This is a genomic window from Candidatus Darwinibacter acetoxidans (assembly GCF_041936445.1).
Classification (GTDB): domain Bacteria; phylum Bacillota; class Limnochordia; order Darwinibacteriales; family Darwinibacteriaceae; genus DTU010.
In genome coordinates, this window is the sequence record NZ_JBHGXH010000341.1 from 1 (window position 1) to 15,549 (window position 15,549).

Annotated in this window: 16 protein-coding genes and 1 riboswitch; of the genes, 4 read left to right on the forward strand and 12 right to left on the reverse strand. The window is 61.4% G+C overall.

The features are described 5' to 3' along the window. The 7 genes from flgK to ACE4YL_RS14770 all read right to left on the reverse strand — a co-directional run. A partial coding sequence (gene flgK, locus ACE4YL_RS14740) for a flagellar hook-associated protein FlgK (protein ID WP_461369771.1) occupies positions 1-1,422 on the reverse strand: 1,422 nt, incomplete at its 3' end. Between the two features lie 3 nt (positions 1,423-1,425). After that, positions 1,426-1,884, reverse strand: a complete 459-nt coding sequence (locus tag ACE4YL_RS14745) for a flagellar protein FlgN (protein ID WP_461359364.1) — start codon at positions 1,882-1,884, stop codon at positions 1,426-1,428. 5 nt (positions 1,885-1,889) lie between these two features. After that, positions 1,890-2,174, reverse strand: coding sequence for a flagellar biosynthesis anti-sigma factor FlgM (flgM, locus tag ACE4YL_RS14750; protein WP_461359365.1), 285 nt, complete (start codon positions 2,172-2,174; stop codon positions 1,890-1,892). 59 nt (positions 2,175-2,233) lie between these two features. After that, the gene (locus tag ACE4YL_RS14755; RefSeq protein WP_461359366.1) at positions 2,234-2,629 is read right to left on the reverse strand and encodes a hypothetical protein; all 396 of its coding nucleotides are present in this window, start codon (positions 2,627-2,629) and stop codon (positions 2,234-2,236) included. Then, positions 2,613-3,299 (reverse strand): ComF family protein, encoded by a 687-nt coding sequence (locus ACE4YL_RS14760; RefSeq protein WP_461359367.1) that lies wholly within the window; start codon positions 3,297-3,299, stop codon positions 2,613-2,615. Before ACE4YL_RS14760 ends, ACE4YL_RS14755 begins: the two co-directional genes overlap by 17 nt. Then, positions 3,283-4,938 carry a helicase-related protein gene (locus tag ACE4YL_RS14765; RefSeq protein WP_461359368.1) on the reverse strand — a complete coding sequence of 552 codons (1,656 nt, stop codon included), beginning with the start codon at positions 4,936-4,938 and terminating at the stop codon, positions 3,283-3,285. Before ACE4YL_RS14765 ends, ACE4YL_RS14760 begins: the two co-directional genes overlap by 17 nt. A 107-nt stretch (positions 4,939-5,045) precedes the next feature. Further along, a complete protein-coding gene (locus tag ACE4YL_RS14770) occupies positions 5,046-5,264 on the reverse strand; it encodes a response regulator transcription factor (RefSeq protein WP_461359369.1) in 219 nt (72 codons plus the stop codon). Between the two features lie 288 nt (positions 5,265-5,552). On the opposite strand from ACE4YL_RS14770, the gene ACE4YL_RS14775 reads away from it, so the two are divergent. Continuing rightward, a complete protein-coding gene (locus tag ACE4YL_RS14775) occupies positions 5,553-6,239 on the forward strand; it encodes an HD domain-containing protein (protein ID WP_461359370.1) in 687 nt (228 codons plus the stop codon). On the opposite strand, the gene ACE4YL_RS14780 is transcribed toward ACE4YL_RS14775, so the two are convergent. Both ACE4YL_RS14780 and ACE4YL_RS14785 read right to left on the reverse strand, forming a co-directional pair. Continuing rightward, positions 6,230-6,904: a response regulator gene (locus ACE4YL_RS14780; protein ID WP_461359371.1), complete on the reverse strand. Its 675-nt coding sequence runs from the start codon at positions 6,902-6,904 to the stop codon at positions 6,230-6,232. The two genes, ACE4YL_RS14775 and ACE4YL_RS14780, sit on opposite strands and share 10 nt — an antisense overlap. Further along, complete coding sequence (locus ACE4YL_RS14785; RefSeq protein ID WP_461359372.1) at positions 6,901-8,076, reverse strand: sensor histidine kinase; 1,176 nt, start codon at positions 8,074-8,076, stop codon at positions 6,901-6,903. Before ACE4YL_RS14785 ends, ACE4YL_RS14780 begins: the two co-directional genes overlap by 4 nt. Positions 8,077-8,215: 139 nt before the next feature. Beyond that, positions 8,216-8,325, forward strand: a riboswitch (SAM riboswitch). An 86-nt stretch (positions 8,326-8,411) separates the two neighbouring features. Here ACE4YL_RS14785 and ACE4YL_RS14790 point away from each other — a divergent pair. The 3 genes from ACE4YL_RS14790 to ACE4YL_RS14800 are packed head-to-tail and all read left to right on the forward strand — an operon-like array spanning position 8,412 to position 10,867. Further along, positions 8,412-9,413: a methionine ABC transporter ATP-binding protein gene (locus tag ACE4YL_RS14790; RefSeq protein ID WP_461359786.1), complete on the forward strand. Its 1,002-nt coding sequence runs from the start codon at positions 8,412-8,414 to the stop codon at positions 9,411-9,413. Next, positions 9,410-10,066 carry a methionine ABC transporter permease gene (locus ACE4YL_RS14795; protein ID WP_461359787.1) on the forward strand — a complete coding sequence of 219 codons (657 nt, stop codon included), beginning with the start codon at positions 9,410-9,412 and terminating at the stop codon, positions 10,064-10,066. Before ACE4YL_RS14790 ends, ACE4YL_RS14795 begins: the two co-directional genes overlap by 4 nt. Before the next feature lie 15 nt (positions 10,067-10,081). Next, positions 10,082-10,867, forward strand: a complete 786-nt coding sequence (locus ACE4YL_RS14800; RefSeq protein ID WP_461359788.1) for a MetQ/NlpA family ABC transporter substrate-binding protein — start codon at positions 10,082-10,084, stop codon at positions 10,865-10,867. A 76-nt stretch (positions 10,868-10,943) separates the two neighbouring features. Here ACE4YL_RS14800 and ACE4YL_RS14805 read toward each other — a convergent pair whose 3' ends face one another. Genes ACE4YL_RS14805 through ACE4YL_RS14815 form a run of 3 tightly spaced genes read right to left on the reverse strand, consistent with a single transcriptional unit; the run spans position 10,944 to position 15,428 of the window. Then, positions 10,944-12,674, reverse strand: coding sequence for an alpha-glycosidase (locus tag ACE4YL_RS14805; protein ID WP_461360061.1), 1,731 nt, complete (start codon positions 12,672-12,674; stop codon positions 10,944-10,946). Between the two features lie 40 nt (positions 12,675-12,714). Further along, positions 12,715-14,748, reverse strand: a complete 2,034-nt coding sequence (locus ACE4YL_RS14810; protein ID WP_461360062.1) for a hypothetical protein — start codon at positions 14,746-14,748, stop codon at positions 12,715-12,717. Next, complete coding sequence (locus ACE4YL_RS14815; RefSeq protein WP_461365194.1) at positions 14,745-15,428, reverse strand: hypothetical protein; 684 nt, start codon at positions 15,426-15,428, stop codon at positions 14,745-14,747. Before ACE4YL_RS14815 ends, ACE4YL_RS14810 begins: the two co-directional genes overlap by 4 nt. Positions 15,429-15,549 lie beyond the last annotated feature (121 nt).

Sequence of the window (15,549 nt, forward strand, 5' to 3'; positions counted from 1 at the left end):
CATCCTGGCTGCGGCGTTGTAAGCGTGCTGGAAGCGGATCATGTTGGCCATCTCTTCATCAAGGCTTACGCCTGAGATGGACTCCTTGAGATTTTGGAGATGGTTCTCCAAAACGACCTGGTTCTCGGTCATGCGGATGGCCTCTTGGGTTTTGACACCGATTCTGGAAATGAAGCTATTGAAGGCATCGCCCAGGAACACCGTTGAAGCATCTGGTTCATCGAGCGGCCCAAGACGTAGACTGGCAAGTTTGCGTGCAATATCACCGTTACCAGGGACGCCCGGCAGACTGCTAGCCTTGATCAGACGCGGATCCGCGACTATATCCGGATTCACCCGAATGTTGTGAGCCGCATATGAATCATCTGGGTGGTCGATGACAAAGAAATTAATCTCATCAGGCGGAGCATCGGTTTCGTACAAATTATAACCCTGGCGATGAACCCGATTGAACTCACGGACAAATTGGGCAGTCCACTCATCAAGCTCCTGAATGATGCCCGTGACACCTTGAGACTCGAGTTCTTGGCTGCCGTTCAGGAGATCTCTTAGGGCCAGCATCCCACCGATTTCCCCCGACTCAATGACCACAGAGGCCCCTGTATCCCGCCAGATAATCTCCCGCTTGTTGTAATTGCCGTAAGCATCGTAGACTTCTCTTGTACTCAGGGCATAGGCCGTGCCCCGGTGGACTAAGCTCGCCCCGCCAATGGTCACACTCACCATATTGCCATAGTCCTGAACAACTTCGATATCCACCAACTTCGACAGCTCTTCCAGGAGGGCGTCCCTCTCATCCAGCAGATCATTGGGCATACTGCCGGTGGCGCTGACCTTACCAATCTGCACGTTGAGGGCAGCCAGCCTCTCGGCCAAGACATTGACCTCTCCCACCTTGATGGGGATGTTGTCGTTCAGGTTTTCGCTCAGCCTCTGCAGGTGCTCCCTTGTGGCATGGATGGACTCCACTAAGACCTGGGCCCTCTGCACCACCACTTCCCGCACGGCCAGCAGCTCAGGGTCCCTGCTTAGGTCCTGGAGGGAATCCCACAGCTGATCCAGGGCGTAGTGTATGCTGTTTTCACTGGGCTCGTTAAAGAACAGCTCCACCTGCCTGAGGCCTTCTTCTAAGGTGGCCCAGTAATTCCGGCTTTGGAGCTGCTGGCGCAGGCGCATGTCCACGAAAGCGTCCCGCATCCGCACGATCTGGCTGATCTCCACGCCTGTGCCCACCTGGCCGTTGGAGGGCGTGTAGCCCATCACGGGCGTGGGAAACGGCCTGGTAGCCGAATGCAGCGCCACCTGGCGCGAATAATGCGGGTTGTTGGCATTGGCCACATTGTGCCCAGTTATATCCAACGATGTCTGCTGCGCCTGCAAAGCCCGGAGCGCAATGTATATGCCGCTAAAAGTTGTCCTCATGGCCTACACCTTCCGGTCAAAAAATGATCGGCCCGGCGCACCGCCCTTAGGCCTGGAATAGGTGGGGGCCGCCTCGTCGCCCGTGAGCAGATTCAGGGAAAACTGCACATAGCTTAGGGCCTGGGCCAAGAGCTGCTGGTTGAGGTCGTTCAGCGCCTGGAGTTCTCGCAAGTTCTCCGCCAGCTGAAACAGCAGCGGTTCCGCCACGGCCCTCTGTTCCTCGCCCAGGGTGAGCAGCCACTGTTCCAGCCCTTTGCCCATGGCCATAACATCGAAAAGCTCTGCTCTGCGGCGATCTACCTCTTCCAGCTGCACCAGAACCCTCTGCTCTTCCTCGGCGATGCGGGCCACCTCTGGGGCGCTGCCAATCTGCTCCTGTTTGGTCTTACCCAAGGCGATCAGTTCTGCCAACAGCGCGTTTTCCTCTGCGAGCACCGCTATGAACTCTTCCCAGACTGTCATCTTGCTCAGCGTCCCTTCTGGGCCCTAATGATCGCCTCTGCCACCTGTTTCGGAGAGACCTTGTAGGTGCCGCTGTCCACGGCCACCTTGATCTCTTCTGCCCGGGGGCGAATATCAGGCGCCGACTGGAGCTTCTGCAGGAGGGCCTGCATCTCCCGGCTCTCCTGGGACAAGGTCACCTCGTCGCTGTAGGCTGTGCTGCCAGCCTTTTTCTCCAGGCGTTTAGCCTGTTTGTATTCTGCATAGATCCGCGCCACGCGCTGGATGGCCGGTTTGTTGGAAATAATCATGGTGAAAACCCCTTTCTCCCCTCTCTACATTTGTCGGCAAATTCCCCAGAAAGCTTTAGTCAGCGCCGGCGCTTTATTTGATCCAGATAACGGACTCGAGAATCATCAACAAGCCGCTTGGTCCCCGGCTGGGTCTCCTTTGGGGCAGTCTGGGCCAGTTCGGCGCGGCACTTGCGGCAGATGCGCCCCGTTGTGATGGGAGCGCCGCAGATCTCGCAGGTTAGGCTGACATCTTTGGGAATGATGCTCAGTCTCCCTTCCCGGATAAACTGATAAATAGTATCCACTTCCGTCTCGGTAGCTTGAGCCACTTCCGCCACCGACGCTCCGGGGTGCTTCTGCAGATACTCCTTGACCGCTTCATAGCTTTCCTGCACCTTGCCGTAGCAGTCCTCGCACAGGGTTCGCGCGGGGTGGGCAAACAGCTTACCGCACAGCTCACAGTTTTTCAGCATCTCCACCACTCCCAACTAGTTCGGTACGGGCGGCAAACAGGCCAACCGGCTTGCCCCCGTACTGCTCAACCAACCGGGCCAGGGCGTAAAACGTCTGGCCGGAGGTAATCACATCGTCAACGATCAGGCAGTACTTGCCCTGGAGCCTAACTCCGGGCAGCACGGCAAAAGCCCGGCGGAGGTTGCGCTTCCTTGCCTGCAGGCTCAAGCCGCTCTGCGGCCTGGTCTCCCTGGTTCTCACCACGTGGCTGCAGATGGGACGCTTCCACACCCCCCTTATACTATCGGCAAGGAGGGCTGCTTGGTTGAACCCCCGCTCCCGGAGGCGCCCCGGTGCCAGGGGAACAGGGATGAGCAGGTCGATCTTGGCCAACTCCGGTTCCTCCCGGCAGGCCAAACCCAGGAGCACGCCCAGGGTAAGGGCGAGCTCCGTGCGGCCCTGGAACTTCATGCTGTGGATCAGATCCCGGCCGAAGCCCAGGTAAGGAAAGAGGGAAAAGTATGGGTAGCCCCCAAGCACCCGTTTTTCCCAGCGGATGCCCAGAGCGTCCAGGCAGCTCTGACAGGCCCCCACATCAAGGGAGGGGCGCTCCCGGCAGAGCCCGCAGGGCACCTCCGGCGGGAACAGCAGCTCTTCTAGGGCCTGAACCCATTCACGCAGAAGCTTCACCGGTGAGCAGCCCCCTTCGCCGCGCCTCTTGGTTCAGCTCGCGAATCAGCCGCACAGCCTGGTGCATGGCAGGCGCCGCACGGGAAGCCACAAAGAGCACCGGTCCCGTTGGTTCCTGGGCCGTGCGGCCCACGCGGCCCGCCATCTGTACTAAGGCGCTCACAGAAAACAGCTCATGATCCGCGTAGAGCACCATCACCCCTATACCCGGGAAGTTCACACCACGCTCCAGCACAGAGGTGGTGACCAAGATATCCAGGTCCCCCCGGCGGAAATCCTCAATCACCTGAGCCCTGGTGGGCAGCTGCGCATGGCAAAGCCCCACCCTACGGGAAAGCGCCTCAGCCAAAGCCCCCTGCAGGGCGGTACAGGCCGCAATGGTGGGAGCAAAAACGAGCCACGGCCGCTCCTTCTCTCCTAAAGCATCCACAACCACAGCAGGCAGCCCTTTTGCCTGCAGCCCCGGCCACGGGGGCAGCCTGTCCACCACCAGCTCGGGTTCGGGCAGGGGAAAACCGTGGTGGCGGGCGGGAATGGTGATCACCCGCTCCGGCCTGGGCCCGGCGGGGGTGGCGGTCATCTCCACCAGCTGCCCCCCGGGGGCCAAAGCCCGCAGCAGCCCAAAGCGGAGCATTTCGCTGCCCTGGAAGGGGAAGGCATCCACCTCATCCAAAACCACAAGTCCAAAGCGCCGGTAAAAATGGAGCACCTGGTGGGTGGTGGCCACAACCAGCCTGCCCGGTGCGAACCAGGGCTGGCCGCCGTGGTGCGCTGCGATTTCCAGACCGGGAAAAGAGCTGCGCAGCCTTTGGACCATCTCCCGCACAATATCCAGTCGGGGAATGGCAAAGAGCACCTCATGCCCCTCTTCCAGGGCCCGTTGGATCAAGGCGAAGGCCACTTCCGTTTTCCCCGCTCCGCAAGCCGCCCAGACCAAGGCCTTTCCCTGGCGCCTTTCCCAGAAGTCCAAAAGCTCCCGGGAGGCCTGCCGCTGCGCGGTGGTAAGTTCCACGTTCAGTACCAGTTCCACCCGCTGTCTCTCCGGGGCTGAGTCCGAACCACCAACTGCCAGTAAGGTGCTGCAGGCCCTGTGTTCGCCTAAGGTGGAGCACTCTAGGCAGAGGAGGCACTCCAAGCTGCCGCAGTTGCGGCAGGGGAAGGGCTGGGCGTTGGCACTCCCGCAGCGGCTGCAGCGTTTCACCCCCCAGGCTTCATTCCGAAAGCCGGGCAGCTGCACGATTTCTCCCCGGAAAACTCCCAGATCCAAGGCGCGGCCAACCTGGCTGGGCCAGTACCCTTCGGCGCGGAGCAGGTGCAAGAGCCTGTGCTCCGGGATAATCCGGCCCGTGAGCACCTGTCTGATCCTGGCCAGAACCCTTTCGCTTTCTTCCAAGGGGGAACCTGCCAGCTGCAGGTGGGGCCGGTGGAAACCCCGGGCCAGCAGCGGCCAGAGCCTCGCCGCGGGCCCCCGCAGCCTGCGCTTCCAAATTGCCAATTGCTCGTAGGCTTGGGAACTGCTCAAAGGACTGGTCACCAGCGCTGCCCCGAGCCCCAGCTCCGCCAGGTGTTCAGGATGGCGCACCAAGCCGAGGCCGGACCCCCGGGGGGATTTGTAGACAAAAATCTGTAATTTTTGCATACATTCCTCCCCTACTCCCCGGGCGCTGAAGCTATTCGGCGCTGGCGGCGCCGATTCCTTCCATGAAGAAAGCGACACCTATTTGCATAAATGCCGCCTTCACTCTATTACTCCTTCTCCACCAGGTCCTGTTCGCGGGCGAGGAGCGCTACCCTGGTGCGGTCGTTATCCCCCAGCTTGCGGTAGATGTTGCTCACGTGGTTTTTCACCGTGTGCTCGCTGATAAACAAAGCGGAAGCGATCTCCCCGTTGGACATGCCTTGAGCCATCAGCGTGAGTACCTCGCGCTCCCGTGGGGTAAGGAGAGAAAGGTTTTTCTTCGCCATCGGACACCCTCCTACCCATTCCTCTCATTGAGTTTGTTCATTTTATTCGCCAGCGTGCGCCGATGTCCACAAAAGTGGGGAGATCATGAAAAAACAGTAGCCGGGGGTTGGGGTTGGGGGTGGCTACTGTTTTTCCGGATATCTTTTGATTTTAGTTTAGCATGAAGTAAGCCCCTGGAGAATTAGACAAAGGTCCCGATTTTTCTAGGACCATTGGGCAAAAATCCCCTTGCCCCGCCGTTTTTTGGTGTGGTATACTGAGGCAACTGCGGGGAAAGGAGGACCAAAGTGCTTACCCTACAAGACATCAAACAAGACCCTGTCTTCCAAACACTCATTGAACGCTCCGGCTCCTATCTGAAAACCCGGGGTTATACCGAACACGGGCTGCGCCACGTCACCTTTGTTGCGGAAAAGGCCGCCGCCATCCTGGACCAGCTCGGTTTCGACCAGCGCACGGTGGAACTCGCGGCCATCGCCGGCTACCTCCATGATGTGGGCAACCTGGTCAACCGCAAAGACCACGGGATCACCGGGGCGATCCTGGTTTACCAGGAGCTTAGGCGCATGGGCATGGATGTGGAGGAGATCTGCACAGTCACCTCCGCCATCGGCAACCACGAAGAGGCCAACGGACGGGCCGTGGGTCCCGTTTCCGCGGCGGTGATCCTCGCGGACAAAAGCGATGCCCACCGCACCCGGGCGAACCGCCTGGAAGATGACCGCCGGCCGGGCATCCACGACCGGGTCAACCTGGCCATCACCGACAGCAAACTCTATGTGGACAAGCAGGAAAGAACCATCACGCTGGAGATCTCCTTTGACCAGACCATCTGCCAGATCATGGACTTCTTCGAGATCTACCTGACCAGGATGGAAATGTGCAAAGAGGCCTCTTCGGTCCTGGGCTGCCGCTTCCGCCTGGTGATCAACGGCCTGGAATTCCTGGGCAACCTCAGCCTGCGTCACTCCTGAGTAAAGAGGCCCTGGCTCACCGCGAACACTGCGGCCTGGGTCCGGTCTTCCACGTTCAGCTTCCTAAGCAGGCTGGTGATGTGGTTCTTCACCGTTTTTTCACTGATATACAGCGCGGCGGCGATTTCCTTGTTGCTCATCCCTTCCACGATAAACCTCAGGATCTCCAGTTCTCGAGTGGTGAGGGCCAGATCGCTTATGGCTGCCGCGCTCTGCAGCTTCCCGAATTTGACCTCCAGCGCATGGTAGTGCTCCATCACCCGCTCCATGAGGTCCGTGGGGTAAACCGACTCCCCCGCCGCGACCTTCCTTATGGCCGCCACCACCTCCCGGGGTTCGGCATCTTTAAGCAGGTATCCCTTGGCGCCGCTGCGGATCATCTCCTTCACGTAGGTCTCATCATCATGGATGGTGAGCACCAGGATGGCGGCACCGGGCTGGCGCTCCCGCATCTCTTTGGCCACTTCGATACCGTTCATCCCCGGCATGTTGATATCCAAAAGCACCACATCCGGCTTGAGCTGCTGCGCTAAGCGCAGCCCCTCAGGCCCGTTGCTGGCCAGTCCCACCACTTCGATCTCCCCTTCCAGTTCCAGCAGGGTCTTCAACCCCTGCCGCAGTAGGGGATGGTCATCCACGATCAGTACTTTGATGCCGGTTTTCAACTCGTTTCTCCCCCTTCACCAGCGGCCAGCGGGATGGTTACAAGCACCCGCGCTCCCTTCCCCTCTTCTCCATGGAACTGCAGGGAGCCGCCGAGCACGTTGGCGCGGCTTTGCATGTTCAGAAGCCCAAAGTGCTTGCCCGATTTGAGCTTTTCCTGCACAGATGCGGCATCAAAACCGATGCCATCATCCTTCACGGCCACACTGATATGGTGGCGGGTGTACTCCAGGGTCACCTCCAGCTCACTGGCGCGGGCGTGCTTGAGGCAGTTGTTGACCGCCTCCTGCACAATGCGGAACACCGCCATTTCCAGCTGGGGTTCCAGGCGGCGCTCCCTCCCCAACAGGACAAAGCGGGTCTCGATCCCGCTCTGTTTGGCGAGGTTGTCCAGGTAGTTGTTGATGGTGAGCACCAGACCCAGATCATCCAGGGTCATGGGGTTGAGATCGTAGATGATCCGCCGCAGATCCGCCATGGCCCCCTGGGCGATCTTTTTCAAACCCTGGAATTTCTCCCGGGCTTCCGCCTCCCGCCCCGCTTCGTAGAGCCGCTCGCAGATCTCCAGCTGCACCACCAGGTGGGCCAGATTCTGCACAGGTCCGTCATGGAGGGCCCCGGCCATGCGCTTGCGTTCGATCTCCTGGCCCAGGAGCATCTCTTGGCCGGCCTGCTCCCGCATGTGCATGTGCTCCAACTGCTTGTTCACATCCAGGAGGCTGCCGGAAAGGTAGGTCATGGCCATGCCCACCTGGGAAACAAGCCGCTCTGCTTTGGCGGCGATCTCCCGCAGTTTGGCCAAGGTCTGCTGCAGATTATCGCGGCGGACCCGCAGCAGCCGCTCCCGTTCCCTGGCCGCGGCCAGGGCGGTGCGAATCTGCTCCGCCTCTTCGTAGATGCGCTGCTTCTCCGCTTCGCTGTACTGCTCGTAGTCCCGGTTGGACCTGAGCAGCTCCACACGGACCACCGCAAAGCGCCTGGTCAGCTCTTCCACTTCGACGATGGCCTGCTCCATTTCGGACTGCACGGTCTGCAGCACAACTTCCGTGCGGGTGCACTCCTCCTGAGCCGCTTCCGCCACCTCGAAGATCTGGGAGCGCCCTTCCTCCAAAGCCTGCCGCGTCCTCTGTAGAATTTCCTCCAGCATCTTTGTGGACAAGAGCTCCTTGGCCATGGCCATCCCCCTTGAGTACTTTGACTCTTATACAACACCCGTAAATATCTTTTCTATATCTGAGCGGAAATGCCTTCCACTATTGACAAGGGCACCGCGGTTAAGTTATACTGTGTTCAATTTATATATACAACCACTACTCTTATCCAGAGAGGCGGAGGGACTGGCCCAATGAAGCCCGGCAACCACTGCGCAGCCCGCGCAGCCGGTGCCAATTCCTGCTGAACCAGTGGTTCAGGAAGATGAGAGGAGAGGACAGCGATTTGGCAAGCTAGATGGATCGGACCTCTTCTTTCGAGAAGGGGTCTTTTTTGTAGGGAAAAGGAGGGGACGGCTTGATCCAGCTTAAGAACGTGGCCAAAACCTTTCGGGGGAAAAACGAAGTGCAGGCCCTAACGGGCATCAACCTGACCATTCCCCCGGGGCAGATCTACGGAATCATCGGCCAAAGCGGTGCGGGCAAATCCACCCTGCTGCACTGCATCAACCTTCTGGAAAGGCCAGATAGCGGAGAGGTCTGGGTGGGGGGCATCCCCATGACCAGCCTTGGCCCCCAGGAGCTGCGGGGAGCCCGGCGCAAAATGGGCATGGTTTTTCAGCATTTCAACCTGCTCAGCTCCCGCACTGTGTTCGGCAACATCGCCTTCCCCCTGGAACTGAACGGAACGCCCAAGAAAAAGGTGCGGGAAAGGGTCCATGAGCTGGCGGAGCTGGTGGGCCTCACCGATAAACTGCAGGCCTATCCCCACCAGCTCAGCGGCGGACAGAAACAGCGGGTGGGCATCGCCCGGGCCCTGGCCACCCAACCGCAGGTGCTGCTCTGTGATGAGCCCACTTCCGCCCTGGACCCGGAGACAACCGGCTCGGTCCTGCGTCTGCTCCAGGCCATCAACGAACGGCTGGGACTGACCATCGTCCTGGTCACCCATGAGCTCCCGGTCATCCAGGCCATCTGCCATGCGGTGGCGGTGCTCGACGGGGGCACCGTGCAGGAAGCAGGGCCCGTGGTGGAAGTGTTCACCCATCCCCAGTCGGAAGCGGCCCAGCGCCTGCTGCAGGGCTTCCTGACTGTCAGCTTTTCCCCGCCCCAGCTCAGCCCAGAGGGCAGCCTGATCCGGCTCACTTTCCTCCAGGAAAAGGCCAACCAGCCCATCATCTCCCGGATGGTCCGCCAACACGGGGTGGAAGTGAACATCCTCTTCGGACGCATAGACCAGATGCAGGGCTCGCCCTTCGGGATGCTCTTGGTGGAGCTGCGGGGCAGTCCCGAGGAAAAGGCTGCCGCCCTGAACTACCTACAGGTAAACGGCGTGGAAGTGGAGGTGTTGAGCTCATGAACCAAGCTGCCTTGAGCCTGCTGTGGCAGGCCACCCAGGAGACGCTGCTCATGGTGGGCGCTGCCACCGTTTTGGCGGTGTTGGGGGGTTTGCCCCTGGGTATCCTTCTGGCGGTAACCGGACCCGGCGGCATTTTGGAAAAGGGCTGGCTGAACCGCACCCTGGGCGCCGTGGTCAACCTGGGCCGTTCCGTACCTTTCATCATCCTCATGGTGGCCATTATTCCCTTCACCCGCCGGATTGTGGGCACCTCCATAGGGACCACGGCAGCCATTGTGCCCCTCACGGTGGCAGCCATCCCCTTTCTGGCCCGCTTGGTGGAAGGGGCTTTGAAGGAAGTGGACCCGGGGGTGATCGAGGCCGCGGAAAGCATGGGGACAGCTCTCCTGCAGATCATCTACAAGGTGCTCCTCCCGGAAGCTTTGCCCGCGTTGGTTCTGGCCATCACCGTCACCGCGGTGAACCTGGTGGGCTACTCGGCCATGGCCGGGGCCATTGGCGGAGGCGGTTTGGGGGATCTGGCCATTCGCTATGGCTACCAGCGCTTCCGCGGCGACATCATGCTGCAGACCATCGCCATCTTAGTCCTGCTGGTGCAGGGCATGCAGATGCTGGGCGATAGGATCGCCCAAAAACTCTACCACCGCGAGTAAGGAGGTTGTTCTAGGGTGAAAAGAAGACTTATCGCCGCAGTTGTTTCCCTGTTCCTACTGGCCGGTTCCCAGGCGGGCCTGGCCGCGACGCTGAAGGTTGGTGCTACACCGGTTCCCCATGGGGAGATTCTGGAAAGGGTCACAGCCCTTCTGGAGGAACGGGGCATCACCCTGGAGGTTGTGGAGTTCACCGACTACGTCCGTCCCAACCTGGCCCTACAGGATGGGGACCTGGACGCCAACTTCTTCCAGCACGTCCCCTATCTGGAATCCTTCAACCAGGATGCCGGAACCAGCTTGGTGGCCCTCGCGGGCATTCACATTGAACCGTTAGGCGTCTTTTCCGAGAAGGTGGCCTCCCTAGGCGAGCTGCCCGCCAGGGCCTCCATCGCCATCCCCAACGATGCCACCAATGGGGGCCGGGCACTCCTGCTCCTGCAGGAAGCGGGCCTGATTGCCGTGGATCCTGCAGCGGGCATCACACCCACCATTTTCGACATCACCGAGAACAAGCTGCAGCTGCGCTTTGTGGAACTGGAAGCGGCGCAGCTGGTGAGGAGCCTGCCCGATGTGCACGCCGCGGTGATCAACGGCAACTACGCCCTGCAGGCCGGCCTCAATCCCATTACCGACGCCATCTTCCTGGAGGGCGCTGAATCCCCCTATGTCAATGTGATCGCGGTCCGGGCCGGCGATGAGCAGCGGCCGGAGCTCCAGCAGCTGGTGGAGGCCCTGCTCAGTGACGAGATCCGCGCCTTCATTATGGAGAAATACGAGGGTGCGGTGGTACCGGTCTTTTAAGGCAAAAGGGTGCTTTCCTGCAGCTGGAAGGCACCCTTTTTCTACAGTTTGAGGGTCCCGCAGCGGGCCCCTTGTTTTAGGCCAGAATCCTCACGCCATAGGGCTCCAGCACCACTTCCGCCGGCTTACGCTTGGCGTCAGCGAGCAGATCCCGCAGCTGCCTGGGTTTTCGCCCGGGCCAGCTGATCTGCCTGAGGTCAACCCGCTGCTCCTCGGGGGAGTTGTTCAAAAGGACCAAGACCTGCTCCCGGCCCTGGAAGCGCACAAACCCGTACACGTTGGTGATGCTGTCCGCCCAGACGGTGCGGGTCCGTCCGGTGCGCAGCACAGGCTGCTCCCTGCGCAGGGCGATGAGCCGCTGGTACCAGCGGAAAAGTTCCCGATCCTGCTCCGCTTCATCCCAGAGCATGCCCCGCCGGCAGTCGGGGTCGGTCAGGCCGACCATGCCCACCTCGTCGCCGTAGTAGATCATGGGTGAGCCCTCATAGGTCAGCTGGAAAGCCGCGGCCAGGGCCAATTTGCGCACATCCCCGCCGCAGCTGGTGAGGAAGCGCTCCGTATCGTGGCTGTCCAGGAGGTTGAACATGGCCAGGTTCACGGCATGGGTATGGTTCACCTGCACCTTGGCCAAACGGCTGGCGAAGGAGCGGGCCCTGATGGTGCCCTTGGCAAAGAAGTCGAAGCAGGCGTGCTGCAGAGGGTAGTTCATCACCGCATCGAACTGATCGCCCCGCAGCCAGTCGCTGGCCTCGTGCCAGACTTCCCCCACGATGAGGGCATCGGGCTTGACGCCCTTCACCGCCCTGCGGAACTCCCGCCAAAACTCGTGGTCTATTTCATTCGCCACATCCAGCCGCCAACCATCGATGTCGAATTCTCTGATCCAGTAGACCGCCACATCCAGCAGGTACTGCCGCACATCGGCGTGCTGGGTCATGAGCTTGGGCATGGTGGCAATTTGGTGGGCGAAGGTCTCGTAATTAGGAGGGTCGGTCTGCACCGGGAAGCCCTCAATGTTGAACCAGTGGGCGTAGGGGGACTGCCTGCCTTTCTCGAGCACATCCTGGAAGGCAAAAAACTCGCTGCCGCAGTGGTTGAACACGGCATCCAGGACGATCTTGATCCCGTGGCTGTGGCAGAGGGCCACCAGTTCCCGCAGATCCTCCGCATCGCCGAAGTGGGGATCGATGGTGTAGTAGTCCGCCGTGTCGTACTTGTGGTTGCTGGGGGAGGCAAAGATGGGTGTTAAGTAGATCACCTCCACTCCCAGCTCCACCAGGTGGGGGAAGCGGTGGATAATGCCCCTGAGATCGCCCCCTTTGAAACTGGTGCGGGTAGGCGGCAGTTCCCACGGCTCCACATCCGGCGGGTCGTTTTCGGGATCGCCGTTGGCAAACCGCTCGGGGAAGATCTGGTAGACCACCGCCCCCTGGGCCCACTGGGGCGGCTCCCAGAGATCCCCTGGGGCGATGTAGGGGTAGTGGAACTGGGTGTTGGGCTGCAGATCCTCGAAAAAGCTCTTTTCCGTGTAAAACAGAGTCTGCCGGCCGTCATCCAGCACGAAAACATAGCCAAAGCGCTTGGTCGCCAGCTGTACATCAGCTTGGTAGTAGGAAAACAGCTCATCCTCAGCGGCAATGCTCATCTCTTCTGTAAGTGTAGGCGAACTGCCGTAGCGGTCCCAGTACAAAACGGCAACCCGCTTAAGATCTCCCCTGGCCGCCCGCAGTGTCAAGCGCAGCCTGTCCGGGCCCACAGGGTAGGCGTAACTTCCATGGGCCACATGATACACCGCTTCCCTCAGCATACTCTCACTCCTCTTTTCCGCAAACGTTAGCACACTTTGTCTATTCGCATTCTTCGGGAGTTTCCCTGCCACCAAAAGGCAGGACAATCCCGGCCCGCCAGTGCCACCCCCGCTGGCTGTCCAGCCCTGTGGCCAAAACCACCTGGGGTAGGGGCGTGAGGATCACACCCACATCGGCGCGCCAGGAGGCACTGGGTAGAAGGCCGAACACCCCTTCAGCGTAAATTGTGCACCAAGGAGTGAGCTGGTAACCGGCGGCCTGGCCCAGTTCTAAAAGGGTGAGCCCTCCCTTCCGCTGCAGGGCGCCCCGGGAGAGGAACAGCCACTTGTCCCGGGCCCAGGCCTGCTTAAAGCGCAGCCCCAGTTCACTGCCGGAGGATCGGGAGTGGAAATAGCCTTCCCAGGGCAGGTGCTTCAGCTCCACGCGCAGCTGGCCGGGTTCCAGGGCCAGCTGGAGTCTGGTGTTTCCGCCCGGTTTGAAGCTGGCCGTGAACCGCTGGGGCCGAAGTTCCAGCTGCAGAGCGCCATCCCGGCTGGCCAGCCACACCGTCCGCGCCCGCAGGGCGCCGCCCCAGGTCCAGTTTTGACCGCTGAAGCGCAGGCGTACATCCCCCAGCTCCACATGCAGCCGCCACCGGTCCTTGACGTAGGCTGCGGCAAGGGCAGGGCTCTGTCCTTCGGCCTGGGGCAGTTCCACGGAAAACCGCCAGCTGCCCGCGGTAAAGCTTCCGTGGTAGGCGGAAGTGGTGCGGCGCCACCGCCAGCTGCCCTCCGCCGCCTGATCCAGGAGGGTCAGGGAAGCACGGGCCTTTCCTGGCGAGCCCTCCACCGAGAGAGCTCCCCAGCGGAAAGTGAACCCCCGATCCCCTGCGTCCAACAGCCACTTGGCAGATCCCGCGGCCACCCGCCAGGAAAACCCCTCATCCCAAAGCAGGATGGGCACGAAAAAGCTGGAAAGCTCCGCTCCCTCCACCTCAACCGTGTGTACCAGGCTTTCCCCGAGGGGCAGGCCGGTCCAGATGGGCTGGGCAGGGTCTGCCAGGGGCAGGATGGCATTGAGCCTCCCGCTGGGGACCGTCACCGGCTGCCCTGCCTGGGCCAGGCGCCCTTGGGGCAGAAGCAGCGCCCCTCCTTCCCCCTGTACGGCGATCCTTTCCACACCTCCGTAGTCGAACCAGCCGCGCCGCACCTCCAGGTCCAAAACGGCCTGGAGTCCCTGCCAGCTGGCCTCCACGCTGGCTGTCCCTTCCTCCCAGGGCAGCAGGGCCTGCACGGTCCCTTGTAGCTCGTGGCTGCCGGGGGGCAAGGGCGGCAGGTTCAAGCTGAGGTTAGAGCCGCTGCCGCTGGCCTCCAGCTCTTCACCGGCCAAAGACCAGCGGGAACTGAGCCAAAGCTCCGGGCTGCCCGCAAGGACCAAGGTGCCCGGCGGTGCCGGCCCCTGGAGAAGGAGGCTCACCTCCACCCGCTCGCCCGCTTCTAGACTCAAAAACGGAGGCAGCCAGGCCAGTTGGGCTTCTGACTCTCCCAAGGGCCGGCCCAGGGCTTGGGTAGACTCATCGGGCACCTTAGGGAGCAGCTGCTGCCCCCGGTAGAAAAGCCGATCGTCCGCCGCCACCCGAAACCACTCCTGGGCTGGAAGGGGGATGAACTCGCCTTTCCGTTCCACTTCCGCTTCCCAGGTCCAAAGGGGTAGAACCCAGAAGGCCTCCGCGAGCTCTAGTCCCACAAGGCCCTGGGCACCCTCCAGGGACACTGCCAACTCCCAGGTGTGGGTTCCCGCGGGAAAGGGGAGCTGGCAGCGGAGCTCCAGCTCCAGCCGGCCCCGGTAGGGTCCGCTGCCTTCCAGGAGGGTCCCCTCCCGCAGCATCCCGCTTTCACCGGCGCTGAAGGTCAATCCCGGGGAAGCGCTCGCCAGAAGGCGCCAGGGTCCCGGGGCATCCAGCCACAGGTCCAGCGTCTGCTGGAAAACGGCCTCCTCCTGCCTGGGCCCGGCCTTTTGATGCAAACGGGGCGTTTCCGCCTGCAGGGGAGCTGCAAGCAAAAACACCCCTAAGAGCACGGAGAGGCATCTCATGGCCCTTCACCCAGCTGCAGCGGCCGGATCTCCACGTTCTCAACCCAGCCCGGCAGGCTCACCTCCAAACCCCGGCAGCGCCCGGGAAGCACCAGGCCGCTCTGGACCTGGCGGGTTTCCCCCAGCTGGCCTGCGGCATCGAAGAGGAGGAGTTCCCCCTCCCAGAGTCCATGGCTAAGTCCACTGTTTTCCAGCGTGAGGGTGAGGGCCTTTCCGCTGCGCTCCCAGGCGGCAACACCAACCCGGGGGCGCTGCTGCCCGGTGGAAAGCAGGAAGAGCACCGCCAGGCGGGTGGGTGGGCCAGACCGGACAGGCCTGACCAGGAGGGCGGCATAAAGCTGCTGGAAATCAGCCTGGAGGACACGCACCGCTACCTCCACGCTTTCCCCGGGCTGAACCACCAACCGGCTGGGTTCCACCGCCAGCAGCCCCTCGGCCCGCTTGACGCTGTCGGGATCCTCCAGGAGTACCACACTGCCTGCAGGGTCCTGGTCAAAGAGGGCCCAAGACAGTTCCAGCTCCAGGGGCTTTTGCCCTTCCTGGCGCAGGAGCACGGCGAAGCTCTGGCCGGCCTTGACCTGCTCGGCTTCGATGATCACTGGCGAGACCGAGAGCTTAGCCTGCAGGGGTACCCAGCTCACCAACAGCACAGCAGCTAAACCCCAAAAGAGCCTTCTCATAGTACGGGCACCAGGGTGAACTCAATCTGGAAGGTGTATGTATCGGGAGCGTCGCTGAAGCCGCCGGTAAAGCGCAGCGGCACCTGGACCAGGACGCCCGCGGCGCCAGTTTCGGGCTGTT

What these genes read in the sequence shown, in the direction of transcription:
- ACE4YL_RS14745 (WP_461359364.1), bottom strand. Translation starts at nt 1,884, where the DNA reads ATGACAGTCTGGGAAGAGTTCATAGCGGTGCTCGCAGAGGAAAACGCG.
- flgM (WP_461359365.1), bottom strand. Translation starts at nt 2,174, where the DNA reads ATGATTATTTCCAACAAACCGGCCATCCAGCGCGTGGCGCGGATCTAT.
- ACE4YL_RS14755 (WP_461359366.1), bottom strand. Translation starts at nt 2,629, where the DNA reads ATGCTGAAAAACTGTGAGCTGTGCGGTAAGCTGTTTGCCCACCCCGCG.
- ACE4YL_RS14765 (WP_461359368.1), bottom strand. Translation starts at nt 4,938, where the DNA reads ATGCAAAAATTACAGATTTTTGTCTACAAATCCCCCCGGGGGTCCGGC.
- ACE4YL_RS14770 (WP_461359369.1), bottom strand. Translation starts at nt 5,264, where the DNA reads ATGGCGAAGAAAAACCTTTCTCTCCTTACCCCACGGGAGCGCGAGGTA.
- ACE4YL_RS14785 (WP_461359372.1), bottom strand. Translation starts at nt 8,076, where the DNA reads ATGGCCAAGGAGCTCTTGTCCACAAAGATGCTGGAGGAAATTCTACAG.
- ACE4YL_RS14795 (WP_461359787.1), top strand. Translation starts at nt 9,410, where the DNA reads ATGAACCAAGCTGCCTTGAGCCTGCTGTGGCAGGCCACCCAGGAGACG.
- ACE4YL_RS14805 (WP_461360061.1), bottom strand. Translation starts at nt 12,674, where the DNA reads ATGCTGAGGGAAGCGGTGTATCATGTGGCCCATGGAAGTTACGCCTAC.
- ACE4YL_RS14810 (WP_461360062.1), bottom strand. Translation starts at nt 14,748, where the DNA reads ATGAGATGCCTCTCCGTGCTCTTAGGGGTGTTTTTGCTTGCAGCTCCC.
- ACE4YL_RS14815 (WP_461365194.1), bottom strand. Translation starts at nt 15,428, where the DNA reads ATGAGAAGGCTCTTTTGGGGTTTAGCTGCTGTGCTGTTGGTGAGCTGG.